Annotated in this window: 21 protein-coding genes and 1 riboswitch; of the genes, 19 read left to right on the plus strand and 2 right to left on the minus strand. The window is 49.4% G+C overall.

Features of this window, described 5'->3' with window-relative positions; translation table 11 throughout:
- Positions 1-49: 49 nt before the first annotated feature.
- The 5 genes from pyk to Q7T66_RS16900 all read left to right on the plus strand — a co-directional run bounded on the left by pyk (position 50) and on the right by Q7T66_RS16900 (position 5,998).
- A complete protein-coding gene (gene pyk, locus Q7T66_RS16880; protein WP_304934268.1) occupies positions 50-1,465 on the plus strand; it encodes a pyruvate kinase in 1,416 nt (471 codons plus the stop codon).
- A gap of 189 nt (positions 1,466-1,654) precedes the next feature.
- Positions 1,655-1,762: riboswitch (TPP riboswitch) on the plus strand.
- Positions 1,763-1,891: 129 nt separating this feature from the next.
- A complete protein-coding gene (gene thiC, locus Q7T66_RS16885) occupies positions 1,892-3,805 on the plus strand; it encodes a phosphomethylpyrimidine synthase ThiC (protein WP_304934269.1) in 1,914 nt (637 codons plus the stop codon).
- The gene (gene thiS, locus Q7T66_RS16890; RefSeq protein ID WP_304934270.1) at positions 3,805-4,020 is read left to right on the plus strand and encodes a sulfur carrier protein ThiS; all 216 of its coding nucleotides are present in this window, start codon (positions 3,805-3,807) and stop codon (positions 4,018-4,020) included. The genes thiC and thiS overlap by 1 nt, the downstream gene beginning before the upstream one ends.
- Positions 4,021-4,100: 80 nt before the next feature.
- Positions 4,101-4,901, plus strand: a complete 801-nt coding sequence (locus Q7T66_RS16895; protein WP_304934271.1) for a thiazole synthase — start codon at positions 4,101-4,103, stop codon at positions 4,899-4,901.
- Between the two features lie 116 nt (positions 4,902-5,017).
- Positions 5,018-5,998, plus strand: a complete 981-nt coding sequence (locus Q7T66_RS16900) for an NAD(P)H-quinone oxidoreductase (protein ID WP_304934272.1) — start codon at positions 5,018-5,020, stop codon at positions 5,996-5,998.
- A gap of 97 nt (positions 5,999-6,095) precedes the next feature.
- Here the strand turns inward: Q7T66_RS16900 and Q7T66_RS16905 are convergent, their stop codons facing one another.
- A complete protein-coding gene (locus Q7T66_RS16905; protein WP_304934273.1) occupies positions 6,096-7,067 on the minus strand; it encodes a LysR family transcriptional regulator in 972 nt (323 codons plus the stop codon).
- 146 nt (positions 7,068-7,213) lie between these two features.
- Between Q7T66_RS16905 and Q7T66_RS16910 the strand changes: the two genes are divergently transcribed.
- The 9 genes from Q7T66_RS16910 (at position 7,214) to Q7T66_RS16950 (ending at position 16,253) form a co-directional block, all read left to right on the plus strand.
- The gene (locus tag Q7T66_RS16910) at positions 7,214-7,549 is read left to right on the plus strand and encodes a hypothetical protein (RefSeq protein ID WP_304934274.1); all 336 of its coding nucleotides are present in this window, start codon (positions 7,214-7,216) and stop codon (positions 7,547-7,549) included.
- A gap of 433 nt (positions 7,550-7,982) precedes the next feature.
- The gene (gene sucC / locus Q7T66_RS16915; protein ID WP_304934275.1) at positions 7,983-9,149 is read left to right on the plus strand and encodes an ADP-forming succinate--CoA ligase subunit beta; all 1,167 of its coding nucleotides are present in this window, start codon (positions 7,983-7,985) and stop codon (positions 9,147-9,149) included.
- A 2-nt stretch (positions 9,150-9,151) separates the two neighbouring features.
- On the plus strand, positions 9,152-10,027 hold the full coding sequence (gene sucD, locus Q7T66_RS16920) for a succinate--CoA ligase subunit alpha (protein ID WP_304934276.1): 876 nt from the start codon (positions 9,152-9,154) through the stop codon (positions 10,025-10,027).
- A gap of 220 nt (positions 10,028-10,247) precedes the next feature.
- Positions 10,248-11,015 (plus strand): fumarylacetoacetate hydrolase family protein, encoded by a 768-nt coding sequence (locus Q7T66_RS16925; RefSeq protein ID WP_304934277.1) that lies wholly within the window; start codon positions 10,248-10,250, stop codon positions 11,013-11,015.
- 16 nt (positions 11,016-11,031) lie between these two features.
- Positions 11,032-12,042: a 2-dehydropantoate 2-reductase gene (locus Q7T66_RS16930; RefSeq protein WP_304934278.1), complete on the plus strand. Its 1,011-nt coding sequence runs from the start codon at positions 11,032-11,034 to the stop codon at positions 12,040-12,042.
- A 602-nt stretch (positions 12,043-12,644) separates the two neighbouring features.
- The gene (locus tag Q7T66_RS16935; RefSeq protein ID WP_304934279.1) at positions 12,645-13,670 is read left to right on the plus strand and encodes a tripartite tricarboxylate transporter substrate binding protein; all 1,026 of its coding nucleotides are present in this window, start codon (positions 12,645-12,647) and stop codon (positions 13,668-13,670) included.
- A 110-nt stretch (positions 13,671-13,780) separates the two neighbouring features.
- Complete coding sequence (locus Q7T66_RS16940) at positions 13,781-14,302, plus strand: tripartite tricarboxylate transporter TctB family protein (protein WP_304934280.1); 522 nt, start codon at positions 13,781-13,783, stop codon at positions 14,300-14,302.
- 79 nt (positions 14,303-14,381) lie between these two features.
- Positions 14,382-15,911 (plus strand): tripartite tricarboxylate transporter permease, encoded by a 1,530-nt coding sequence (locus tag Q7T66_RS16945; RefSeq protein ID WP_304934281.1) that lies wholly within the window; start codon positions 14,382-14,384, stop codon positions 15,909-15,911.
- Positions 15,912-16,103: 192 nt separating this feature from the next.
- Positions 16,104-16,253, plus strand: coding sequence for a hypothetical protein (locus Q7T66_RS16950; protein WP_304934282.1), 150 nt, complete (start codon positions 16,104-16,106; stop codon positions 16,251-16,253).
- 2 nt (positions 16,254-16,255) lie between these two features.
- Here the strand turns inward: Q7T66_RS16950 and Q7T66_RS16955 are convergent, their stop codons facing one another.
- On the minus strand, positions 16,256-16,864 hold the full coding sequence (locus tag Q7T66_RS16955; protein WP_304934283.1) for a Crp/Fnr family transcriptional regulator: 609 nt from the start codon (positions 16,862-16,864) through the stop codon (positions 16,256-16,258).
- Between the two features lie 271 nt (positions 16,865-17,135).
- Here Q7T66_RS16955 and oxc point away from each other — a divergent pair, with 271 nt between their 5' ends.
- The 5 genes from oxc to Q7T66_RS16980 all read left to right on the plus strand — a co-directional run bounded on the left by oxc (position 17,136) and on the right by Q7T66_RS16980 (position 25,703).
- The gene (gene oxc, locus Q7T66_RS16960) at positions 17,136-18,851 is read left to right on the plus strand and encodes an oxalyl-CoA decarboxylase (RefSeq protein ID WP_304934372.1); all 1,716 of its coding nucleotides are present in this window, start codon (positions 17,136-17,138) and stop codon (positions 18,849-18,851) included.
- Between the two features lie 258 nt (positions 18,852-19,109).
- Entirely contained in the window at positions 19,110-20,369 is a 1,260-nt protein-coding gene (gene frc, locus Q7T66_RS16965; RefSeq protein WP_304934284.1) for a formyl-CoA transferase, read from the plus strand.
- Between the two features lie 630 nt (positions 20,370-20,999).
- Positions 21,000-22,250, plus strand: coding sequence for a formyl-CoA transferase (frc, locus tag Q7T66_RS16970; RefSeq protein ID WP_304934285.1), 1,251 nt, complete (start codon positions 21,000-21,002; stop codon positions 22,248-22,250).
- A 423-nt stretch (positions 22,251-22,673) separates the two neighbouring features.
- Positions 22,674-23,816 carry an ABC transporter substrate-binding protein gene (locus tag Q7T66_RS16975; RefSeq protein WP_304934286.1) on the plus strand — a complete coding sequence of 381 codons (1,143 nt, stop codon included), beginning with the start codon at positions 22,674-22,676 and terminating at the stop codon, positions 23,814-23,816.
- 183 nt (positions 23,817-23,999) lie between these two features.
- Positions 24,000-25,703 (plus strand): NADH-ubiquinone oxidoreductase-F iron-sulfur binding region domain-containing protein, encoded by a 1,704-nt coding sequence (locus tag Q7T66_RS16980; protein WP_304934287.1) that lies wholly within the window; start codon positions 24,000-24,002, stop codon positions 25,701-25,703.
- Positions 25,704-25,711 lie beyond the last annotated feature (8 nt).

A 25,711-nucleotide genomic window follows, 5' to 3' on the forward strand; every position in this document is an offset into this window, starting at 1 on the left:
ACGCATAGCGGTATCGATTTTTTAATTTTCATTTAAGAAGAAGACTGTCATGAGACGTAATCGCAAAGCAAAAATCGTTGCTACCCTGGGCCCAGCAAGTGGTGATGTAGAAACCATCAGCGCGTTGTTTGAAGCTGGCGTGGATATGTTCCGCTTCAACTTCAGCCACGGTTCGCACGAAGATCACCGCGCACGTCACGAAATCGTTCGTGGCCTGGAAACCAAGTACGGCCGTCCTGTTTCGATTCTGGCTGACTTGCAAGGTCCGAAGATCCGTCTGGGCACGTTCACCGGCGATTCCGCAGTACTGACGGAAGGCTCGCAATTCGTGCTCGACCGCGACGAAACACCAGGCGACGCAACGCGTGTGTACCTGCCGCATCCTGAATTGTTTGCTGCCGTTGCAGCTGGTCAGAATTTGTTGTTCGATGACGGCAAAATTCGCGTCACGATCGAAAGCAACTCGGGCGAACGCATCGTCACCCGCGTGACCACCGGCGGCAAGATTTCGAACCGCAAAGGTGTCAACGTTCCTGACGCAATCTTGCCTATTCCTGCCATGACACCGAAAGATCTGATTGATCTGGAATTCGCTTTGTCACTGGGCGTTGATTGGGTTGCTCTGTCCTTCGTGCAACAAGTTTCCGACATTGAAGATGCACGCAAGATCATCGGCGATCGTGCTTTGATTCAATCGAAAATCGAGAAGCCAGCTGCGATGCTGGACCTCGATGCAATCTGCAAAGCATCCGATTCCGTCATGGTTGCGCGTGGTGATTTGGGTGTTGAACTGCCGATCTCGCAAGTTCCACGTGCGCAGAAAGAAATCATCCGCGTTTCGCGCAAATACGGCCGTCCAACCATCGTTGCCACCCATATGCTGGAATCGATGACCGAGTCGCCAATGCCAACCCGTGCAGAAGCTTCTGACGTCGCCAACGCGATTTATGAAGGCGCCGATGCGGTCATGTTGTCGGCTGAATCAGCCAGCGGCAAAAATCCGGTTCGTGCAGTGCAAATGATGGATGCCATCATCAAGGAAGTGGAATCCGATCCGGTTTACCGCAATCTGATTGATGCGCAACAAGTTGCGCCACGTGCGACGCCGGAAGATGCGATCTGCATCGCCTTGCTCGACACTACCTTGTCATTGAAAGCAGCTTGCACCGTGACTTACACCAAGTCCGGCAGCACCAGCATGAGCGCAGCGCGTGTTCGTCCAAACACATCGATCCTGAGCATCACGCCGGAACTCAAAACTGCGCGTCGTCTGGCATGGGTTTGGGGCATACACTCGATCGTCGGCAAGGATGTCCATTCAGTAGATGAAATGGTCGCTGAAGCAACGACAGCAGCTGTGCGTGAAGGCTTCGCGAAAAAAGGCGAATACATTGCGATCTCGGCTGGCCTGCCTTTCGGTGAATCGGGTACGACCAATCTGTTGCACATCGCAACGATTAAGTAATCCGATGTAGAAGTTTGAAGTAATCAGTTTCTGAAAGACGGCATCTGCCGTTTTTCAGAGCTGACATGAATGAGTTGCTAAGTTATTTAGAACTCATTCATGTCAGATGTAAAAGTTTGACTGAGGTCAATTGAGACTACATTGTTCTTACATAGACTTGCGCTGTAGTTTGACAGACCTGTTGTAGAAGTAAAAAGCTAGGGGTCCTAGGCAGATGCGTTCCGCATTTGCCGGGTGAGAAAAACCCTTGAACCTGATCTGGATAATGCCAGCGAAGGGAAGCTACCGAGAACGTGTGTTGCATTCAGTATTTAGCATCCAGCATTCGAATTGTATTTTCGTCGATGCCCAAGCTGAATATGATGCAGGTTCTCGAAACCTCCTGAGCTGGCTCCAAGCCAATTTGAAGTTAGCCAAGGAGCCAAAATGAATGCCAATCCGAAATTCCTGTCCGCTACCGCCACGGTAGATGAAGCAGCGATACTAGCCTTACCAAATTCCACCAAAGTTTATATTCAAGGTTCGCGCCCTGATATACAGGTGCCTATGCGCAGGATCACGCAATCCGATACTGCTGCCTCGTTCGGCTTTGAAAAAAATCCGGCGATCTATGTCTACGATACGTCGGGTCCATACACCGATCCAAACGTAAAGATCGATATCCGCTCTGGTCTTGACACACCGCGTTTGCCGTGGATACTCGAACGCAATGACACAGAAGAACTGGCGGGCCCAACATCCGAATACGGCATAGCACGCTTGAACGATCCGCAGTTGGCGGAATTGCGTTTTAACCTGCACCGCAAACCACGTCGTGCACTCGCTGGCAAAAATGTATCGCAGATGCATTACGCACGTCAGGGAATCATCACGCCAGAAATGGAATACGTTGCGATTCGTGAAAACATGAATCGTCGCGCTTATCTGGAAGAGTTAAAACACTCAGGACCAAAAGGTGAAAAGCTCGCCGAACTGATGGGTCGTCAACATCCAGGTCAATCGTTCGGTGCATCGATTCCGCAAGAGATCACTGCCGAATTCGTGCGCAGCGAAATCGCCCGCGGTCGCGCCATCATTCCCGCCAACATCAATCATCCTGAAATCGAACCGATGATTATCGGTCGCAATTTCCTGGTGAAGATCAACGCTAACATCGGCAACTCGGCAGTCACTTCTTCTATCGGTGAAGAAGTAGAAAAAATGACGTGGGCAATCCGTTGGGGCGGCGATAACGTGATGGATCTGTCGACGGGTAAGCACATACATGAAACACGAGAATGGATCATCCGCAATTCGCCAGTGCCGATTGGTACCGTGCCGATTTATCAAGCGCTAGAAAAGGTTAACGGCAAAGCTGAAGACCTGACTTGGGAAATCTTCCGCGACACGCTGATTGAGCAAGCAGAGCAGGGCGTTGATTACTTCACGATCCACGCCGGCGTGTTGCTGCGTTACGTACCGATGACGGCAAAACGCCTGACCGGTATCGTGTCGCGCGGCGGTTCCATCATGGCGAAATGGTGCCTCGCGCATCACAAGGAATCGTTCTTGTACGAGCACTTCGAAGACATCTGTCAAATCATGAAAGCCTATGACGTGTCGTTCAGCCTTGGCGATGGTTTGCGTCCGGGTTCGATCTACGATGCCAACGATGAAGCGCAACTCGGTGAATTGAAAACCTTGGGCGAGCTGACGCAGATCGCATGGAAGCACGACGTGCAAGTAATGATCGAAGGCCCAGGCCATGTGCCTATGCATTTGATCAAGGAAAACATGGACCTGCAATTGGAGCAGTGCCACGAAGCGCCGTTTTATACGCTAGGACCTTTGACGACTGACATCGCGCCAGGCTACGACCACATTACCTCCGGCATTGGTGCTGCGCAAATCGGTTGGTACGGCACGGCGATGCTTTGCTACGTCACGCCGAAAGAACATCTGGGTTTACCAAACAAGGTTGACGTCAAGGACGGCATCATCACGTACAAGATCGCGGCACATGCAGCTGATTTAGCCAAAGGTCATATCGGTGCGCAGATACGCGACAACGCATTGTCGAAGGCGCGTTTCGAATTCCGTTGGGACGATCAATTTAACATCGGTCTTGACCCCGACAAGGCGCGTGAATTTCATGATGAAACATTGCCTAAAGATTCCGCCAAAGTCGCACACTTCTGTTCGATGTGCGGTCCGCATTTCTGCTCGATGAAAATCACGCAAGAAGTACGCGAGTACGCAGCGCAACAAGGCATCACAGAAATCCAGGCGCTAAAAAAAGGCATGGAAGTGAAGGCTATTGAGTTCGTGAAAAGCGGTTCGGAAATCTATCAAAAACAGTAATGCGCAAGATTGAAATAGAGATAGAACTCAATGGCCTTAAACATCAACTCGAAGCGCATAAAAACGTGGAAGAGTTGATCGCTGACTTGTCTCTATCCGGTAAGGCAGTTGCGGTCGCCATCAATCGCGAAATCGTAGCGCGCAGTCTGTGGTTAAAACGAAAGTTAAAGGCTGCCGATTGCGTTGATGTCGTGCGCGCGATTGGCGGCGGCTGAGCATTGAATGCACACAGGGGAGTCACAAGCTGCCCTGTGTGTTTTTACGTATCTAGTGAATCATCGAAACAGGATTACTTATGAGCACATCAACACTTACTGACGAACCATTCGTCATCGCTGGCACCACGTACCGTTCACGCTTGCTGGTCGGCAGCGGCAAATATAAAGACCTAACTGAAACGCGTGAAGCTAGTCTTGCCAGTGGTGCGCAAATCGTCACCGTCGCAATTCGTCGCGTGAATATTGGACAAGATCCAAATACACCGAGCTTGCTCGATGTATTGCCGCCATCAGAATTCACTTTGTTGCCAAACTCGGCCGGTTGCTACAACGCCGCTGATGCGGTCTATACCTTGCAACTTGGTCGTGAAATTCTCGGTGGTCATAAGCTCTGCAAACTCGAAGTGCTGGGCGATGAAAAAACTTTATTCCCGAACATGCCGGAAACCTTGAAAGCCGCAGAGACTTTGGTCAAAGATGGTTTCGACGTCATGGTGTATTGCAGCGATGATCCGATTCAAGCGCGCATGCTGGAAGACATAGGTTGCGCCGCCATCATGCCGCTCGCTTCCTTGATCGGTTCCGGCATGGGTATTTTGAATCCGTGGAATCTGTCACTGATCATCGAACAATCCAAAGTGCCGGTTATCGTCGATGCCGGCGTTGGTACCGCATCGGATGCCGCGATTGCAATGGAACTCGGCTGCGATGGCGTCTTGATGAATACCGCGATTGCTGGCGCACAAGATCCGGTGCGTATGGCACATGCGATGAAGCTCGGTATCGATGCTGGTCGCAATGCTTACCTAGCTGGACGCATTGCAAAACGTTTCTCAGCATCGCCGTCTTCGCCTATGGCCGGACGCGTGGTTAAGTAGAGGATTGCAGGCGAAGCCAGGAATTAATGGGACTGCAATTCGCCATGCGGTCTGGCAGAGGACGTGATTATCGAATATCCTTGCTGCCTTCAATGTCTTCACAATAAAGGATTACCATGCGCGCGATCGAAATCACCCAGCCCGGCCCTGCAGATGTATTGCAACTCTGCGAGCGCCCTATGCCTGAGCCTAAGGCTGGCGAATTGCTGATCAAGGTGCACGCCGCTGGTATCAATCGTCCTGACGTGTGGCAGCGCCTGGGCAGCTACGCAGTACCAAAAGGCGCATCCGATATTCCAGGTCTGGAAATCGCCGGCGAAGTGGTCGGTGGCGATCTCGCTGACAGCGGTTTCAAATTGGGCGATATGGTGTGCGCATTGGCACAAGGCGGCGGCTACGCAGAATACTGCACAGCGCCTATCGAGCAATGTTTGCCAATTCCAAAAGGGCTGGACGTGGTGGAAGCCGCATCTTTGCCGGAAACATTTTTCACGGTCTGGAGCAATGTATTCGATCGCGTCGGTTTGACTGGTAACGAAACCTTGTTGGTGCAAGGCGGCACCTCAGGCATCGGCGTCACAGCGATACAGATTGCAACCGCACTCGGTCACCGTGTATTTGCCACTGCTGGTAGCGATGACAAATGTCGCGCTTGCGAAGTACTCGGTGCCGAGATTGGCATCAATTACAAGACTGAAGATTTTGTCGAAGTCGTCAAAACCGCGACCAATGGCAAAGGCGTGGATGTGATTCTCGACATCATCGGTGGCGATTATGTACCGCGTGAAATCAATTGCCTGGCTGATGATGGTCGCTTGGTATTCATCGCGCTGGCTGGCGGCAATAAAGCGACTGTCAGTCTCGGTCAAGTCATGCTGCGTCGCTTGACGATCACAGGTTCTACCCTGCGTGCACGTCCTGTTGCATTCAAAGCAGCGATTGCCGACCAATTGCGCACTAAGGTGTGGCCGCTGATTGAATCGGGCAAGATCAAACCTGTTGTGTTTCAAACCTTCGCATTGGAAGATGCAGCGCAAGCGCATACCTTGATGGAAAGCAGCACGCACATCGGCAAGATCGTTTTGAAAATCGTGTAAGCCAAAACGAAATAGCTCGATAGAAATTAGTGCGAATAAAAATCCCGATTGTCTTCGCAGGCAATCGGGATTTTTTTATTCCTACGCTGGATTACTTTTACTTGCGCTTGGATTTGACCGGCGCATCGTTCAACTGCCGTACCGGTTTCGGGTTGTAGCGAATGATGCGTTCGATCAGCTCTGGACCTTCTTCCAACAAGAATTTTTTGAAGGCTTGCGCGACTGGCGGCAGACGTTTGTTTTTGCGATGTACGACATACCAGTTCAACATCACAGGGAAACCTTCAACATCCAGCACGGCCAGACTGCCGGCTTGCAATTCCAGGCTGATTGTATGCGCGGATAAAAAGCTAATACCCATACCGGCGATCACGGCCTGCTTGATGGTTTCCGTACTCTTGATTTCCATCGCGATATTGATGTCGTTGATGCGCTCGCCAAATCCATCTTCCATCGAATGCCATGTATCCGAACCTCTTTCTCTGACGACGAATGGCTCGCGTAACAGCATGCTCATGGGGATATTTTTCTTGGAAACGAGTGGATGGTCAGGAGCCGCCACAATCACGTAAGGATGCGGTGCAAACGCTTCGTTGATCGTATCCATATCAATCGGTGGTCGCACCATGATCGCAATGTCGGTCAGGTTATTGGTCATCTGACTCAACAAACCTTCGCGATTATGCACGGACAGATTCAGCGTCACGCCCTGATGGCTGCGCGCGAATTCAACTAGTAACCGCGGGAAGAAGTAATCGCCGGCGCTGATCACAGCGACGTTCAGCTTGCCGCCTGTGATGCCCTTGAACTGCGTCATCGCATCTTCGGCTTCCTGAAACTGCTGAATGATGGCGCGGCTGTGGTTCAACAGTTCAGAGCCACCGGGCGTCAAATAGATCTTTTTGCCCAGTTGCTCGAACAGAGCCAGGCCGGCATGCTCTTCCAGCTTCTTGACCTGAGTGGAAACAGCCGGCTGCGTCAGATGCAGTTCTTCTGCTGCGCGCGAGAAGCTCAAATGCCGTGCGACGGTCTCAAAAACCTTTAATTGCCTGAGTGTTGCGTTCTTCATGGGGCGGGATCATCCATGTATAAGTCAGAGGGAATCATTATGATTAAATACTTTAACTATGCCTAATCATTTTTTCGCCCTAAGATGCAACTCAAGTTTGGAAAAACACACCAAATGATTAAAAAAATATAGACAGGAGACTTACCATGTTCACAGCCGCGTTCGATCAATATTCTGCAGATGATGCAGCCGATCTGCACCGTAACGCCTATAACGCGGCGTTCTATGAACTTGGTCTGAGCTGGTACTGGGATGCAAATACAGGCGACGATCTCGCTGTCATCTCAGGAGGCCACAAACGTCTTCAACATTATCTGGAAACTTGCCAAGCGCATCTTCTCAAAGTGTACGAAGCTGATTTCCTGATCGAAGCAATACAAGCTGCCAAAGTACGCTGCTATGAAAATATGACAGCGTGTGGCACCCGCGTGACCCGTCCGGTAAATTGGGCGGAAATCCAACGGGGCGAAGTCGGCGTTTGAGCACGGGCATCAGCGCGATTCATCATGACCTGATGCAATTGTGCTCTGATGCAAGTCAACTGTACTGCGTACATCAACTGATCGGTTCGATGTTATGCCGCGTACAGGAGGGAGCTCACTCAATTTGTTGTATCCAAAGGCGATTTTTGAATCGCTGCCCCAGTGTCGTTTACACTGGCGTCGGCCTGTAAGTCAATTTCTGAATAAGTAAGTTGATTTAACTGTCGGCAAGTATCGAATCTTAACCTTGGTCAAGGAGTTCGGGAGACGCTTCTCGCACAATCCCGGTCACCGTTTCTATTCGATTTGGCAACTGTTAAAATAACAGTCTTTTTACTGGAAACACCTGTGGTTTTTGCGTGGATTTAATGCAAAAAATAATTTTATCGTAGCGAATTGCTGCAAAAAAAATTGGTTATCAACAAGGACGATCATGAATATCCACGAGTATCAAGGAAAAGAAATACTGCGTAAGTACGGTGTTACGACACCAAAAGGCGTTCCATGTTTTTCCGTAGACGAAGCTGTCAAAGCGGCTGAAACTCTTGGCGGCAAAGTCTGGGTTGTCAAAGCACAGATTCATGCTGGCGGTCGCGGTAAAGGCGGCGGCGTTAAAGTGGCAAAATCGCTGGACGAAGTTCGTCAATACGCGAACGACATTCTCGGCATGACGCTGGTGACACATCAAACCGGCCCTGAAGGTCGTTTGGTCAAACGCTTGCTGATCGAAGAAGGCGCTGACATCAAGAAAGAACTGTACGTCGGTATGGTCGTTGATCGTGGTAGCCAACGCGTTGCCTTGATGGCATCCAGCGAAGGCGGCATGGACATCGAGCACGTCGCTGAACATACTCCTGAAAAAATCCACAAGGTATTCATCGATCCAGTCAAAGGTTTGCTCGATAGCGAGGCTGATGACATCGCCCGCAAAATCGGCGTGCCTGAAGGCTCAGTCGCACAAGCGCGCGCATTCATGCAAGGCTTGTACAAAGCATTCGACGAAACCGATGCATCGCTGGCTGAGATCAATCCGTTGATCGTCACTGGCGACGAACGTATCGTTGCACTCGACGCGAAATTCAATTTCGATTCGAACGCGCTGTACCGTCATCCAGAAATCGTTGAAATGCGCGATCTGGACGAAGAAGATCCAGCTGAAATCGAAGCATCTAAATTTGACCTGACCTACATCTCGCTCGATGGCAACATCGGCTGCCTGGTGAACGGTGCTGGCTTGGCAATGGCTACGATGGACGTCATCAAGTTGTACGGCGGTTCGCCAGCCAACTTCCTCGACGTCGGCGGCGGTGCCACGACTGAGAAAGTGACCGAAGCGTTCAAGATCATGTTGAAAAACCCGGACATCAAAGCGATTCTGGTCAACATCTTCGGCGGCATCATGAAGTGCGACGTGATCGCACAAGGCGTGATCGCAGCAGCGAAACAAGTTGATTTGACAGTTCCACTGGTAGTCCGCATGGCGGGTACCAACGAAGAACTGGGCAAGAAGATCTTGGCTGAATCAGGTCTTCCTATCATCACGGCAAACAACATGGCTGAAGCGGCTGAAAAAGTCGTCAACGCAGCACAGGGGAAATAAGCATGTCAATCCTGATCAATAAAGATACCAAAGTCATCACCCAAGGCATCACCGGCAAAACCGGTCAGTTCCACACCAGAATGTGTATCGAATACGCAAACGGTAAAAACTGTTTCGTTGCTGGCGTGAACCCAAAGAAACCTGGCGAATCGTTTGAAGGCGTACCTATTTACGCATCCGTCGCTGAAGCAAAAGCAGAAACAGGCGCAACCGTTTCGGTTATTTATGTTCCGCCTCCATTTGCTGCAGCAGCAATCGACGAAGCAGTTGATGCTGGCATCGATCTGGTTATTTGCATCACTGAAGGTATTCCGGTGCGCGACATGATTCGTACCAAAGCACGCATGGAAGGCAAAAAAACCTTGCTGCTCGGACCGAACTGCCCAGGCTTGATTACGCCAGACGAAATCAAGATCGGCATCATGCCAGGCCACATTCACAAGAAGGGCCGTATCGGCGTCGTTTCGCGTTCAGGTACCCTGACTTATGAAGCAGCGGGCCAATTGGCTGAATTCGGTCTCGGTCAATCGACCGTGGTCGGCATCGGCGGCGATCCAGTTTCGGGTCTGAAACACATCGATATCCTGCGCATGTTCAATGACGATCCTGATACCGACGCTGTCATCATGGTTGGCGAAATCGGCGGCGATGCAGAAGAAACCTGCGCACGCTGGATCAAAGACAACATGAAGAAACCAGTTATCGGTTTCATCGCTGGTGTTACCGCTCCAGAAGGCAAGCGCATGGGTCATGCCGGTGCGATTATTTCCGGTGGCAAAGGTACAGCGCAAGAGAAGTTGGCAGTGATGGAAGCGTGCGGCATCAAAGTCACACGCAACCCAGCTGAAATGGGCCGTTTACTGAAATCGGTTCTGTAATAGTTAAGTAAGCGAAGCAGGTTTGACACTCCTCTTGCGAGGGGAGTGTTATCCCTACAGAGAATACCCAGTGTTTTTTGTGGAGATAGTTACACCATGCTGCTGCGCCTATTGCGCACGCCGGATGTGATCGCGAGTAATTGCAGCTTCGATGCTGGTTCGCGTAGCTCCGTCATTGAGTAACAGTACAAGTTTTGAAATTTAAAGAAAAGAGCCGCAAATGACACAGCATTGGATCCGTTTTAGTCACGCAGGTAATACACAATTCGGTACGCTTGAAGGCGAAAGTATTCAAGTCTACACAGGCGATATGTACGCCAAACCTGTCAAAACCGACACCGTCTTGAAACTCAATGACGTCAAAGTGTTGATGCCAACCGAGCCAACCAAAATCATTGCGATGTGGAACAACTTCCACGCGTTGGCGAAAAAATTGAATCTGGCAGATCCTGCAGAACCTTTGTATTTGATCAAATCGCCAAACTCGTATTTGAATCCAGGCGAAACAATCGAGAAGCCACCTACAGACGAAAAAATTGTCTTCGAAGGTGAGCTCGGTATCGTCATCGGCAAAACAGCCAAGCGCGTTTCAGAAGCAGATGCTTTGGATTACGTCTTCGGTTACACCGTCGCGAACGACGTAACTGTTGCTGACATCTTGAACCGCGATGCATCGTTCGCACAATGGGTCCGCGCAAAAGGTTTGGATACTTTCTGCCCATTCGGCCCTGTAGTGGCAACTGGCATCGACCCGACCACACTGGTCGTCAAAACAATTCTGAATGGCGATATCCGTCAAGACTATCCGATCAGCGACATGCGCTTTTCGGTCCAGCAATTGGTGAGTCTGATTTCCGCCGACATGACGCTGAACCCTGGCGACATCATTTTGTGCGGCACCTCTGTTGGTGTCGGCTCGATGAAGCCGAACAGTGTCATCGAGATCGAGATTGCCGGCATCGGCAAACTCACAAACGATTTTAAATAATAGTCGCGAGGTAAGTATGAAAATTGCAGTTATCGGAGCAGGCGCGATCGGTGGTTACGTTGGCGTAAAACTGGCTTTGGCTGGTGAAGACGTCACGTTCATCGTGCGCGGTGCGAATCTGGAAGCGATCAGCAAGAACGGCGCCAAGCTGATCATGCATGATGGTTCCGAGCATGTCGCGTCGAACGTCAAGGCAACTAACGACTACGACAAAGCGGGTCCTCAAGACATCATCGTGTTGGCGATGAAAGCGCATCAACTGGAAGCAATCGCCAAAGATTTACCAAAATTGATCGGACCGGAAACCGTCATCGTTACGATGCAAAACGGTATTCCATTCTGGTACTTCCACAAACACGGTGGCAAGTTGGCTGGTAGCCGCGTACACAGCGTTGATCCAACCGGCATCATCACCGACATGATCCCTGCGGATCGCGTACTTGGTTGCGTGGTTTATCCAGCATCCGAATTGATCGCACCAGGCGTCATCAAGCACATCGAAGGCGATCGTTTCCCTATCGGTGAACTCGATGGTTCGATCAGCGAACGCGCAACTCGCGTTTCCGAATGTTTCACAAACGCCGGCTTCAAGTCGCCAGTGTTGGAAAACATCCGTTCGGAAATGTGGTTGAAATTGTGGGGAAATCTGACCTTCAATCCAATCAGCGCCTTGTCGCATTCGACATTGCAAGACATCTGCCAATTCCCGCTGTCGCGTGAACTGGCTGCAGCAATGATGACCGAAGCGCAAACCGTCGCGAACAAACTCGGTATCGAGTTTCGCGTCACACTGGACAAGCGTATCGCCGGTGCAGAAAAAGTTGGCAAGCACAAAACATCGATGCTGCAAGACGTTGAGGCCGGTCGCGATCCAGAGATCGATGCATTGGTCGGTTCAGTTGTTGAGCTGGGTCGTTTGACCGAAACGCCAACACCGCATATCGATACGGTCTACGCGCTAGTTAAATTGCTGGCAAAAACCATGGACGAAGAGTCCGGTCAGGTCAAGCTGCAAAAAGTCGCGTAATCAATTAGTTATGCAAAGCCCATGAAAATATTTTCATGGGCTTTTTTTTTGAAATGTGTTTGCTGGAAATGAATATTAAGTTGTGTACGAGCTAAAACCCGTCACTATATTTTTATTTTGAAGATCGCGGACTACGTATAAATACGTATGCCAATTTAGGCAAAGTTTTTCCCAATTTGCTTTGCAAGGGTGGCACACTCACGCAAAGCGGAACAAATACGCAATATAGAAGTAGTGATGTTTCAGATTTGAGAAGATAAGTTGTTCGATGATAGCCGCATATAAAATTGGCACGTCGCAGCAATTTGATCGTTGAGTTGGCAAATACGAGAAATGGAGCTCGTAAATGCAGCGCAATAACTTGCTAAGAGTTAATCAAACGAAACATCGCACAGTCAGATCAAACCGTGGCCGGAGTCCCGTAAACTTGACGCCGGTCAAGAGAGTTTTCAAAGAAAAGACACACTATCTTTGAAAATAAAAGTAACTATAAGTTATGTTTGAAGGCATCGTAGTCGCACGATGCTAGTGCTCACAAGGCACCTCGACGCGGCAAGTAGTAAAAAAAAGTAGTCAAAATTATTAATAATTAGGAGACAGCAATGATCAAGGAATTCTTTTCGCACTCAAGCGGTATCGCAAAGGCAACCGCCGGCGCATTTGCAGCAGTCGCCCTGACTGCAACCCCAGCCTTTGCAGCATGGGAACCAACCAAACCAGTTGAATTCGTCGTACCTGCCGGTACTGGCGGTGGCGCTGATCAAATGGCACGTCTGATTCAAGGCGTCATCATCAAAAACAAATTGATGAAAGAACCACTGATCGTCGTTAACCGTTCTGGCGGCGCAGGCGCTGAAGGTTTCCTGGACGTTAAAGGTTCCAAAGGCGATCCACACAAAATCATCATCACATTGTCGAACTTGTTCACTACGCCTATGGCAACTGGTGTTCCATTCAACTGGAAAGAAATGACTCCAGTTGCAATGTTGGCTTTGGATCAATTCGTTCTGTGGACGAATGCTGAAAAGCCATACAAGTCGGCTAAAGAATATATCGACGCTGTTAAAGCTGCAGGCCCATCCAAAATGAAAATGGGCGGCACCGGTTCCAAGCAGGAAGATCAAATCATTACTGCTGGCCTGGAAAAAGCTACTGGCACCAAGTTCATCTACATTCCATACAAAGGCGGCGGTGAAGTTGCTGTTCAATTGGTTGGTAATCACATCGATTCAACCGTGAACAATCCAATTGAAGCCGTTTCGCAATGGCGTGCTGGTAAATTGAAAGCGCAATGCGTATTCGATTCCGAACGTATGCCTTACAAAGCAAAAATCACCGAAACTCAATCCTGGAATGACATTCCAACTTGCAAAGAAGCGGGTATCCCTACCGACTACACCATGTTGCGCGGCATCTTTATGCCAGCAGGTGTAACCCCTGACCAATTGGCTTACTACGTTGATCTGTTCACGAAAATTCGTGCAACACCAGAGTGGAAAGACTACATGGAAAAAGGCGCTTTCAACACCAGCTTCAAAACTGGCAATGACTTCAAAGCATGGCTGGAAACAGCAGAGAAGCAACACGCGACTCTGATGCAAGAAGCTGGCTTCATGGCTAAGAAGTAATAGACTAATCCGGGGCAAATAAGAAGAGAGACTGCATTACCGACGTGTTCGGTAATGCCAGTCATCTCGCGCGCCCCAACTCAATGTAAAAATTTTCAGGAGCATTCCTCATGGATCAGAATTCGGAATCCGGCGATGGCGTTCGCACTGGCGTAGCCACCAATATTGTCGATGCGGTGGTTGCCGCCATCCTATTGGCGCTGGGTATTACGGTTGTTGTAGCAAGCTGGAAGTTGGGCGCAACATGGACCACTGACGGCCCAGGTTCAGGCTACTTTCCTTTCGGTATTGGTGTTTTGATTTGTATCTCAGGCTTGGGCACATTGTGTATGTCCCTGTTTGGGAAAAACAAGAACACAGAAATTTTTGTTGATGGTGAACAGCTGACCCGCGTCATGCAGGTTTTTATTCCAGCCTTGGTATACGTTGGTGCGATCGAGATATTCGGTATCTATGTCGCGTCGACTGTGTACATCACGTTATTCATGATTCTTCTGGGTAAATTTTCGCCAATCAAGGCAGTTATTGCCGGTCTTGGCGTCAATATCGTGTTTTTCTCGATGTTTGAGATCTGGTTCAAAGTCCCCCTGTTTAAAGGGTCGATCGATCTTTTGAGCTTCCTCGGTTATTAAAACTTTGTAGCGCGAATCGCGAGATTTCGCATGCTGGTTTTTATCGAGTCAGATTGGAATTCAAGGAGTTTTAAGTAAAATGGACGAAATTAATTCATTATTTCACGGGTTTGCGGTCATCTTGACCCCAATGAACCTGTTGTTGATGGTCATCGGTATCACCCTGGGTGTGCTGATCGGCGTGTTGCCTGGTTTGGGTGGCGCAAACGGCGTGGCAATTCTGTTGCCACTTACATTTACGATGTCGCCGACTTCAGCGATTATCATGTTGTCTTGCCTGTACTGGGGTGCATTGTTCGGGGGCGCGATTACTTCAATCCTGTTCAATATTCCTGGTGAACCGTGGTCAGTTGCGACCACGTTTGACGGCTATCCAATGGCGCAAAAAGGTGAGGCTGGTGCAGCATTGACCGGTGCTTTCACTTCGTCGTTTATCGGCGCGTTTATTGCTGTTGTCATGATCACCTTCCTGGCACCGCTGGTTGCTAAATTCGCATTGCGTTTCGGCGCACCAGAGTTCTTCGCGGTTTATTTGCTCACCTTCTGTAGCTTCGTCGGTATGGGTAAAGGTTCGCCGCTGAAAATTCTCGCTTCGATGGCACTCGGTTTTGCATTGGCATCGGTAGGTATGGATACGGTTACTGGTCAATTACGTATGACCTTCGGTTTCGAAGAGTTGATGCGTGGTTTCGACTTCCTGATCGCGGTTATCGGTCTGTTCGGTATCGGTGAGATTCTGTTGTCGATGGAAGAAGGCCTGGCTTTCTCCGGTAAGTCAGCAAAAATCGATCCAAAAATCGTGTTTGCAACTTGGAAAAAACTGCCGCAGTACTGGGTCACATCATTGCGTAGCGCAATGGTTGGTATCTGGATGGGCGTTACTCCAGGCGGTGCGACACCAGCATCATTCATGGCTTACGGTCTGGCCAAGAAAATGTCGAAGAACGGTCCTAAGTTCGGTACTGGTGAACTTGAGGGTGTGGTTGCTCCAGAAACTGCAGCGCATGCTGCTGGTACTGCAGCGCTGTTGCCTATGCTTGCTCTCGGTATCCCAGGTTCGCCAACAGCGGCTGTTCTGCTTGGCGGTCTGTTGATCTGGGGTCTGCAACCTGGTCCATTGCTGTTCACTGAACAACATGACTTCGTTTGGGGCCTGATCGCTAGTATGTATCTGGGTAACTTGGTTGGTCTGGTCGTTGTTCTGACTACCGTTCCACTGTTTGCTTCGATCCTGCGCATCCCGTTCTCGATCATTGCTCCAGTTATCGTTGTGATCTGTGCTATCGGTGCTTACACCGTCGGCAATGCAATGTTTGATATCTGGTTGATGTTAGTGTTCGGTGCAGTTGGTTATATCTTCAAGAAACTGGACTATCCATTAGCTCCGCTGGTTCTCGCTCTGGTTCTTGGTCGTAATGCAGAAGATTCGTTCCGCCAAGCGATGTTGTCTTCGCAAGGTGACGTATCGGTGATGTTCTCCAACGGTTTGGTTGGCACGATCACCACTCTGGCGTTGCTCATGTTGTTCTGGCCGCTGATCTCTAAAGTGATCGCACTGGTTCGTCCTCCTAAAAAGGATGAATTCGCTGAACATCGCGAAGCAGAATAATTGATGTGATTTGATCATGGTGCTCCTAACGGAGCGCCTAAAGATCTGGTTTTAATAACAGATATGATCCTATGCCCCGCAAGGTTTGCACCTTGTGGGGCATTTTCATTTTGGGCATTTGAAATAAAAACTAGGTGGTGCACGGGCAGACGAATACGCGTTCCAACTTTTATTGTTGGAATCGATATAGCGATGAGCGAAGAAATAGATAGAGCTGTGCTCGAAGAAAAAATCGAAGCGAGATTATTGAAGGCGGGAGTAAGCGTGGAATGCCTGCTTGTTACAGATCACGTGGGCCTGGTTTTATCAAAACCATCTCTGGGGCTGACCTCTTTTGATTAAGGTCAGATCTTCCCTTGATGTTTCAAGCGGCTCAATGTCTCTGGTGACAGATTAAGATAGGACGCCAGTTCTTTCTTGGGGATGCGGTCAAACAGATCTTGATGTTTGCGTATGAAGCGTTGCACGCGGCCAGGTGCGTCCAGCAAATGAAGCGTAATGGTATGAGCCATGATTTCACTCATCAAATGCATTACGTCATATTCAAATGCCTGTTTGACGTGATCATGTTTTTCCATGAATGCGATCCATTGCAACAAAGGCAATTTCACAACGCGCGCTTTTGTCACGCAGATAATACTGTAAGGTGTTGGTGTCTTAAGGCGCCATGCTGCATAACTTGTTTCCATGCTGCGTTCGTCCGCAAAGCGTAGAATCATTTCCTTGGCTTGTTGGTTGGTGACGACGCGCTTGAGAATTCCGTCAAGAATGAAATATTGCTCCATCTCATGTACGCCTTGATGCAGCAGGAAGTCGCCCTTAGGGCAATCCACAACGACTAGATGCGGTTCCAGCTCGGCCCATTCAGCATCTGTCATTTCTTTTAAGACAACATTTTGCTTGAGCTGGACGCGAATTACATTTCGTTCTGGATGGTTATCAACAGTCGGCATTTACGGGGTAAAAGATATAAGAGACAGAAGGGTGAGTAGGGCCAATATCATGCGATGAAAATTGACCGGGGTCAATGATAGAAGCGCGGACAGATCGATATGATACGCCCACTTGAATAGGTATGCGCAAAAGCGTATGACTAAGGGTATCTCTCAAAATCAGACCGATCTGATTTTGAGAGGTGCCTTGCAAGTAATAATGGCCGTCAAAAGTGCGGCATTGAATGGCACTGAGCAACGTTGCTCGACCTTAATCGAAAGAGAATTCATCATGAGTAATGCGACAGCAGCAGTAATACCAGAAGGCGTAGAGCTGACCGACGGCTTCCATCTTTTAATGGAATCGTTGGAAATGAACGGCATCACCAACATCTACGGTCTGCTCGGTATTCCAGTTACGGAAATCGGCCGTATGTGGCAAGCACGTGGTAACAAGTTCTTCAGCTTCCGCAACGAACAAAATGCAGGTTATGCAGCATCGGTTGCTGGTTACTTGACCAAAAAACCTGGTGTTTGCGTGACCGTTTCCGCTCCAGGCTTCTTGAATGGTTTGACTGCACTGGCTAACGCCACCACAAACTGCTTCCCAATGATCTTGATCTCGGGTTCGTCCGAGCGTGAAATCGTCGATCTGCAACAAGGCGATTACGAAGAGATGGATCAGTTGAACATCGCTCGTCCACATTGCAAAGCTTCGTTCCGTATCAACCGTACTGAAGACATCGGTGTTGCAGTTGTTCGCGCTATCCGTACCGCATTGTCGGGTCGTCCAGGCGGCGTGTATCTGGACATCCCAGCACGTTTGTTCAGCACAGTAATGAGCGCAGAAGAAGGCGCGAAAACTCTGTTCGTTCCAGTTGATCCAGCTCCAGAACAAATCCCAGGCCCATCGGCTGTTGCTCGCGCTGTTGACCTGATCAAAAACGCTAAAAAGCCATTGATCTTGCTCGGTAAAGGCGCTGCATACGCTCAATGCGACGCAGATATCAAAGCGCTGGTTGAAGAAACAGGCATCCCATTCACACCTATGTCGATGGCAAAAGGTCTGATCTCCGATACACACGCACAATGCGCAGCTGCTGCTCGTTCGATGGTATTGCAAGAGTCCGACGTTGTTATCCTGATCGGTGCACGTTTGAACTGGTTGCTGGCACACGGCAAAGGCAAAACTTGGGGCGTCGCGAAGAAATTCGTACAAATCGACATCCAAGCTAACGAAATGGACAGCAACGTACCTATCGCTGCACCATTGGTTGGTGACGTCGCTTCGTGCGTCAACGCATTGCGCGCTGGCCTCAAAGGCATGACCAAGCCAACAGAATGGATGGGCGCTATCGCTGAACGCGTTACGACCACCAAAGGCAAACTGTCGAGCAAATTGTCGACAGCAACACCAGTCATGAACTACTTCAACTCGCTCGGCGCAATCCGTGACGTGTTGAAAAACTACCCAGATATCACATTGGTTAACGAAGGTGCAAACACCCTCGACAACGCACGTATGGTCATCGATCAATACTTGCCACGTAAGCGTGTAGATACAGGTACATGGGGCGTGATGGGTATCGGTATGGGTTCGGCTGTTGCAGCAGCTGTTGAAACCGGCAAGCCAGTCGTTGCAATTTGCGGCGATAGCGCATTCGGTTTCAGCGCAATGGAATACGAAACAATCACCCGTTACAACCTGCCAGTCGTTGTCATCATCATGAACAACGGTGGTATCTACCGCGGTGATGAAGCAAATCCAGAGCACCAATTCTCATGCATGTTGTTCAACCCGAACACCAAGTACGATCAATTCAGCGTTTCTCTGGGTGGCGAAGGCGTACGCGCTGAAACTCCAGAACAACTGGCTAAAGCGTTGGAAGCTGCTCTCAAATCGGGCAAGCCAACCATCATCGATGCAATCATCGATCCAGCAGCTGGTGTTGAATCGGGCCGTATCGGTAATCTGAACATCGTTTCGACGATTGGCAAGAAGAAGTAATACCGAGTGAGATCAGGACGCCAGTCGTGATCAAACTTGGTGGCACGATCGATTAGTTTTCGGTCGTGCCATGCACTTGACACTGTTCAGGCTGCGGCACTAGACTAGTATGTTCAGAACTCCAAGTTGTATTGGAATATAGCCATGTAGAAATGGCGCAATTCCACCTGTAGGTCAGGGTGGTTTTTTACTTCCTGAGGCACAAGTATGTTGGCTTCAGGAATCAAGTTAAACGATTGATAAGGAAATCTACCGATCATGAGTCAAAATTTACCATTAGCAGGTATTAAGATTATCGATTTCACACACGTACAAGCTGGTCCAGCATGTACACAGTTGCTGGCTTGGTTCGGCGCTGATGTGATCAAAGTTGAACGTCCAGGTTCAGGCGACGTAACACGTAGCCAATTGCGCGACATCCCTGATGCTGATGCTCTGTATTTCACAATGTTGAACAGCAACAAGCGTTCGTTGACACTTGATACCAAAACTCCACAAGGTAAAGAAGTTTTGGAAAAAATGATCAAGGACTCCGACGTCATGGTCGAAAACTTCGGTCCAGGCGCTTTGGATCGTATGGGCTTTTCTTGGGCACGTATCCAAGAACTGAACCCAGGCATGATCTTGGCATCGGTTAAAGGTTTCAGCGATGGTCACCACTACGAAGACTTGAAAGTCTACGAAAACGTGGCGCAATGCGCCGGCGGTGCTGCTTCAACAACCGGTTTCTGGGACGGCCCACCAACAGTTTCTGCAGCTGCTTTGGGTGATTCCAACACAGGTATGCATTTGGCAATCGGTATCTTGACAGCCATCATGGGTCGTCAAAAAACTGGCAAAGGCCAAAAAGTTGCTGTGTCGATGCAAGATGCTGTTTTGAATCTGTGCCGCGTCAAACTGCGCGATCAACAACGTTTGGACAAACTGGGCTTCTTGAAAGAGTACCCACAATATCCACACGGCACATTCACCGACGTAGTACCACGTGGTGGTAACGCAGGTGGTGGCGGTCAACCAGGTTGGGTTCTGAAATGTAAAGGTTGGGAAACCGATCCTAACGCGTACATCTACTTCACCGTGCAAGATCACGCATGGCCACCAATCTGTAAAGCATTGGGTCGTGAAGAGTGGATCGATGATCCAGCGTACAACACACCTGACGCACGCCAAGACAAGATTTTCGATATTTTCGCGACTATCGAAGAATGGCTCAAAGACAAAACCAAGTTCGAAGCAGTTGATTACTTGCGTAAATTTGACATCCCATGCGCACCAGTGCTGTCGATGAAAGAATTGGCAAATGACGAATCCCTGCGTAAGAGCGGTTCGATCGTTGAAGTTGAGCACAAAGGCCGTGGTGATAAATACCTGACCGTTGGTAGCCCAATCAAATTCTCCGACATGACACCAAACATCGTTGCTTCCCCATTGCTGGGCGAGCACACAGATGAAGTTTTGGCTGGCTTGGGTTACACCACAGAGCAAATCGCTGCATTGCACACTGCAAAAGCAGTGTAATAAAACAGCGAGCTGTATCTAGCTTGTAAAAACGGCGCCTTCGGGCGCCGTTTTTTATGTCTGTTCATTTTTTGCGGTGCGGGATTCTCTCGGTTTAGTTTGGATTGATACCGTTTCTTTGTCGCAATTTAGTCGTGAAATAAAATGAAGCAGTATTCTATAAATGATGCTCTTGTTACTCGTCATATTCTGACGCGATGTAGTATTACTTTATAATCCGTAGCACGGGCACGGCGTGCATATGAATGCTGCCATGCAGCACGGAATTGCTTGCTCTGTCTAGGGCGACGAGCGATGTCATGCGATGAAAATTGACCGGGGTCAATGATAGAAACGCAAGCTGATCGATATGATACGGCCACTTGAATCAGCATGCGCAAAAGCGCATATTTCAGTGACGCCTCTGGTAATCCTGAGACTGATTTTTCTCGATGCCTTGCAAGTGCAAGGAAGTAAAGAACACCGTAATAATCTGGTACTGGTCAGGTGAATAAGTGCATAGTCGTTCATGGTGAAGCTGCCGGATGACATGCTCCAGATACCAGAGCTCAACCCATGCGCAATTAATTGAACATGGCGCGCGCAGACATTTGTCTGCTCGCGCTTTTTTGTACAAGATAGGAGTAGTTGATGAGTAAGGCATTAAGCGGCTATCGCATCCTTGATTTCACACACGTGCAATCAGGCCCGACATGTACCCAACTGCTGGCTTGGTTCGGTGCAGACGTAATCAAGGTAGAGCGCGCAGGCGAAGGCGATGCCACACGTGGACAATTGCGTGACATCCCTGAAGCAGACAGTCTCTACTTCACGATGCTCAACCACAACAAGCGTTCGATCACGCTCGACACTAAAAATCCTAAGGGTAAACAAGTGCTCGAAACCCTGATCAAGGAATGCGATGTGCTGGTAGAGAACTTCGCACCAGGCGCGTTGGATCGTATGGGCTTCACATGGGAACGTATTAACGAACTCAATCCAAAAATGATCGTCGCGTCAGTCAAAGGCTTTGGCCCTGGCCCGTACGAACATTGCAAAGTATATGAAAACGTCGCGCAATGCGCAGGCGGTTCTGCATCGACTACAGGTTTTGACGACGGCCCACCAATGGTAACTGGCGCGCAAATCGGCGACAGCGGTACCGGCCTCCATTTGGCGCTTGGTATTCTCGCCGCATTGTTGCAACGTCATTCAAGCGGCCGTGGCCAAAAAGTTTTAGCACCTATGCAAGATGCTGTGTTGAATCTGTGCCGCGTCAAGCTGCGCGATCAACAACGTCTGGAACGCACTGGCGTCATGAAGGAATATCCGCAATATCCGGATACTCCGTTCGGTGATTCCGTACCGCGCGCAGGCAATGCATCAGGTGGCGGCCAACCAGGCTCGATCCTGAAATGCAAAGGCTGGGAAACAGATCCTAACGCATACATTTACTTCATCACTCAAGGTGCAGTTTGGGCGCCAATCTGCAAAGTGATTGGTAAAGAAGAGTGGCTGACAGATCTAGAATACGCAACACCAGCATCGCGTCTGCCGCACTTGAAAAACATCTTCGCAACAGTTGAAGAGTGGACCAAGACCAAGACCAAGTTCGAAGCTATGGACATCCTCAACAAGTTCGACATCCCTTGCGGCCCGATCTTGTCGATGAAAGAGATCGCTGAAGAGCCATCGCTGCGTGAGACCGGTACGATCGTTGAAGTTGATCATCCAGTCCGCGGAAAATACCTGACAGTCGGTAACCCGATCAAATTGTCGGACAGCCCTACCGACGTGACTCGTTCGCCATTGCTTGGTGAGCACACAGAAGAAGTGCTTGGCCAACTTGGTTACAGTGCGGAGCAAATCGCTGACTTGCGTAAAGACGGCGTAATTTCTTAAATATCGACCAGTCTGTAAAAAAGCCCCTACCTGTGAAGGTAGGGGCTTTTTTATTGGCGGATCGGTAGTGGTGCGCCGGATGATGTAAGGCGATACCGCATTTGCTCCGGTATATATGCTTAATTTAACATAATGATTGTAATTCGTATGGATAGGCAGTCAAGGCGAATTAAGATAGCATTCAGGTAGCTAAAAAAAATGGCCATTCAAATGAGAATGATTCTTTTTACTGTGAAAATGCGGGTAAAAGACGGATTTTATTTGAGATTTTAGAGTTCAACTTCACATATGTACTTAAGATCATGTGGAAAATTGATCCCGGTCAATGCCGAGGGTGGGGGCGCGTCGATAAGATACGCTCACCTGAAGAAGTCTAAGTTATGCTAAAAAAAGCATATTTATAGTTTTCTGAGGAGACAATTGATGGTTAAGGGGTGGAGACAAGTACTGCCAGCTATTCTGTTAATGGCGGGTGTTTTTCAAGCAGTTCATGCTGAAGACGGTGTTACAGATAGCACGATCTTGATCGGCCAAACCATCGGTCTGACCGGCACAGTGGCCGGGACGGTTAAAGAAATGAATGAAGGCGCGCATGCTTATATAGCGGCGGTCAACAAGCAAGGCGGAGTAAACGGCCGCAAGATTGAAATACGTACGCTGGATGATCAGTACTTGCCTGAAAAGGCCTTGGCGAATGCCAAAACACTGATAGAGAAGGACAAAGTTTTTGCATTGTTTCAGAGTCGCGGTACGCCGCACACTCTGGCGATATTGCCGGAATTGGCAGCGACCAAAGTGCCTTTGATTGCGCCGAGCACCGGAGCTGAAAGTTTGCACACCCCGCTTAATCGCTGGGTATTTAATGTGCGGGCCAAGTATCAGGATGAAGTAGTCAAAGCGATCGAGCATTTCAATACGCTGGGATTTAAAAACATTGGTTTGTTGACGTACGAGAAAGACGATGCATTAGGGCTTGATGGGTTCAACGGATTTAATAAAGGCATGGCTGAGTACAAATTGAAGCCGGCTTTTATTGAGATTTTTCCGCGTATCAAACCGAATGTAAATGAGGTTGCGCTCAAGCTGGTAAACGCAAAGCCGGATGCATTAGTGATTGTGAGTTCTGGTTCGAATACGGTGGATGTGATCAAGGCGATACGCGCGCACGGTGGCCGGATGCAGATCATGACGCTGTCGAATAATTCGTCGCAGGATTTCATCAAGGATCTTGGGCCGGACGCAGCAGGTTTGATTTTGTCGCAAGTAACACCACCGCCGAATTTGTCTTCCAGCGGCTTGGGTAAAGAGTTTCAAGCAGCAGCGAAGGCAAGTGGCGCAACGGTTTCTTACGCAGGACTAGAAGGTTATTTGTCCGCGAAAGTGATGGTTGAAGGTTTACGCCGTGCTGGACGTAATCTGACGCGCGATAGTTTTGTGCGTGGATTGGAATCAATGCAGCGCGTAGATATGGGTGGTTTGTCAGTTACCTATAGCGACAAGGATCACACGGGCAGCAATTTTGTTGAGCTGACCTTGATAGGCAAAGATGGGCGATATGTACGTTGAAATCGTCAATCTATAGTTGAAATTAGTAGTGAGCATGAGCAGCAGATAGAGATAGCAAGCAGCACAGATATTGGCAGTAACTGACTGCAGAGAAATGTAAATCTCTGCAGTCAGTAATGCATAAAGCGCACGTTGATAAAACCCGGATACGGTCCGGTGTTTGTAAGTTGATTAGGAACTATCATGAACCACAAAGTCATCCCAATTGCAGTGCAAGAAGTAGTGAATACGAAAGAGCGCAAGCGTCAAGCGCCTAAAGGCCGTCGCGTCGATCCAGTCGCACTGGAAGAAGTGCGCGCACTGTTGGGTGATGAATCCCGTCAGGCTGATTTGCTGATCGAACATCTGCATAAAATTCAAGATAAATTCGGTCATTTGGCTTCCAGCCATCTGGCTGCGCTGGCGCAAGAAATGCGTTTGGCACAAACTGAAGTATACGAAGTTGCCAGCTTCTATCACCACTTTGACATCGTTAAAGAAGGCGAAGTAGCGCCACAAGCATTGACCGTTCGCGTATGCGACGGCTTGTCTTGCGAAATGGCGGGCGCACGTGATTTGCTGGCTAAGTTGCCAAAAATTCTGGGCAAAGAAGTGCGCGTCATTGCAGCACCTTGCGTTGGTCGTTGCGAGCAGGCGCCAGTTGCCGTCGTTGGTCAAAATCCAGTGATCCACGCAACGTGCGAAGCAGTGCAAGCAACTGTAGAAAGCAAACAAATCACCCAAGCACCTGGCGACATCGTCAACTTCGCTGGCTACCAAAGTGCTGGTGGTTACGATCTGTTGAAAAAATGTGTTTCCGGTGAACGTGATGTTGAATCAGTCATCAAGACGATGGAAGATTCGGGTCTGCGCGGTCTGGGCGGTGCGGGTTTCCCATCAGGTCGCAAATGGCGCATCGTACGTGGCGAAAAAGGCCCACGTTTGATGGCAGTCAATATCGATGAAGGCGAACCAGGTACATTCAAGGATCGCGTCTATCTCGAAAAAGATCCGCATCGTTTCCTCGAAGGCATGCTGATCGCAGCATGGGCTGTCGACATCCAAACTATCTATATTTACCTGCGTGACGAATACCACGGTTGCCGCACCATGCTGGAAGCGGAATTGGCGAAATTGAAAGCCAATCCACCTATCGCCAACATGCCGGAAATTTTCCTGCGTCGTGGCGCTGGCGCGTATATCTGCGGTGAAGAATCCGCGATGATCGAATCGATAGAAGGCAAACGCGGCATGCCACGTTTGCGCCCACCTTACGTTGCGCAAGTTGGTTTGTTCGGCCGTCCTACGCTGGAACACAACTTTGAAACGCTGTACTGGGTACGCGACATTCTGGAAAAAGGCGGCGAGTGGTTTACATCGCACGGCCGTCACGGTCGCAAAGGTTTGCGTTCGTATTCGGTATCCGGTCGCGTGAAAAATCCTGGCGTAAAATTGGCGCCAGCCGGTATCACGATTCAGGAATTGATCGACGAACATTGCGGCGGCATGCTGGAAGGTCAGACCTTCTACGGCTATCTGCCAGGTGGCGCATCGGGCGGTATCTTGCCAGCATCGATGAACGACATTCCACTCGACTTCGACACCTTGCAACCATACGGATGCTTCATCGGTTCCGCGGCTGTCATCGTGATGTCGGATAAAGACACAGCAGTTCAAGCAGCACGCAACATGATGGACTTCTTCAAACACGAATCGTGTGGTCAATGCACACCGTGCCGTGTCGGTACTGCGAAAGCAGCAGAATTGATCAAGAAACCGAAGTGGGATGTTGGTTTGCTGGAAGATCTCTCGTTGGTCATGCGCGACTCGTCGATTTGTGGTTTGGGTCAGGCTGCGCCTAACCCGATCGACTGTGTCGTCAAGTACTTCCCGCATGAGTTGGCTTAAGCACGTAG

This window comes from Herminiimonas sp., from assembly GCF_030655415.1.

What these genes read in the sequence shown, in the direction of transcription:
- pyk (WP_304934268.1), top strand. Translation starts at nt 50, where the DNA reads ATGAGACGTAATCGCAAAGCAAAAATCGTTGCTACCCTGGGCCCAGCA.
- thiC (WP_304934269.1), top strand. Translation starts at nt 1,892, where the DNA reads ATGAATGCCAATCCGAAATTCCTGTCCGCTACCGCCACGGTAGATGAA.
- thiS (WP_304934270.1), top strand. Translation starts at nt 3,805, where the DNA reads ATGCGCAAGATTGAAATAGAGATAGAACTCAATGGCCTTAAACATCAA.
- Q7T66_RS16895 (WP_304934271.1), top strand. Translation starts at nt 4,101, where the DNA reads ATGAGCACATCAACACTTACTGACGAACCATTCGTCATCGCTGGCACC.
- Q7T66_RS16900 (WP_304934272.1), top strand. Translation starts at nt 5,018, where the DNA reads ATGCGCGCGATCGAAATCACCCAGCCCGGCCCTGCAGATGTATTGCAA.
- Q7T66_RS16905 (WP_304934273.1), bottom strand. Translation starts at nt 7,067, where the DNA reads ATGAAGAACGCAACACTCAGGCAATTAAAGGTTTTTGAGACCGTCGCA.
- Q7T66_RS16910 (WP_304934274.1), top strand. Translation starts at nt 7,214, where the DNA reads ATGTTCACAGCCGCGTTCGATCAATATTCTGCAGATGATGCAGCCGAT.
- sucC (WP_304934275.1), top strand. Translation starts at nt 7,983, where the DNA reads ATGAATATCCACGAGTATCAAGGAAAAGAAATACTGCGTAAGTACGGT.
- sucD (WP_304934276.1), top strand. Translation starts at nt 9,152, where the DNA reads ATGTCAATCCTGATCAATAAAGATACCAAAGTCATCACCCAAGGCATC.
- Q7T66_RS16925 (WP_304934277.1), top strand. Translation starts at nt 10,248, where the DNA reads ATGACACAGCATTGGATCCGTTTTAGTCACGCAGGTAATACACAATTC.
- Q7T66_RS16930 (WP_304934278.1), top strand. Translation starts at nt 11,032, where the DNA reads ATGAAAATTGCAGTTATCGGAGCAGGCGCGATCGGTGGTTACGTTGGC.
- Q7T66_RS16935 (WP_304934279.1), top strand. Translation starts at nt 12,645, where the DNA reads ATGATCAAGGAATTCTTTTCGCACTCAAGCGGTATCGCAAAGGCAACC.
- Q7T66_RS16940 (WP_304934280.1), top strand. Translation starts at nt 13,781, where the DNA reads ATGGATCAGAATTCGGAATCCGGCGATGGCGTTCGCACTGGCGTAGCC.
- Q7T66_RS16945 (WP_304934281.1), top strand. Translation starts at nt 14,382, where the DNA reads ATGGACGAAATTAATTCATTATTTCACGGGTTTGCGGTCATCTTGACC.
- Q7T66_RS16950 (WP_304934282.1), top strand. Translation starts at nt 16,104, where the DNA reads ATGAGCGAAGAAATAGATAGAGCTGTGCTCGAAGAAAAAATCGAAGCG.
- Q7T66_RS16955 (WP_304934283.1), bottom strand. Translation starts at nt 16,864, where the DNA reads ATGCCGACTGTTGATAACCATCCAGAACGAAATGTAATTCGCGTCCAG.
- oxc (WP_304934372.1), top strand. Translation starts at nt 17,136, where the DNA reads ATGAGTAATGCGACAGCAGCAGTAATACCAGAAGGCGTAGAGCTGACC.
- frc (WP_304934284.1), top strand. Translation starts at nt 19,110, where the DNA reads ATGAGTCAAAATTTACCATTAGCAGGTATTAAGATTATCGATTTCACA.
- frc (WP_304934285.1), top strand. Translation starts at nt 21,000, where the DNA reads ATGAGTAAGGCATTAAGCGGCTATCGCATCCTTGATTTCACACACGTG.
- Q7T66_RS16975 (WP_304934286.1), top strand. Translation starts at nt 22,674, where the DNA reads ATGGTTAAGGGGTGGAGACAAGTACTGCCAGCTATTCTGTTAATGGCG.
- Q7T66_RS16980 (WP_304934287.1), top strand. Translation starts at nt 24,000, where the DNA reads ATGAACCACAAAGTCATCCCAATTGCAGTGCAAGAAGTAGTGAATACG.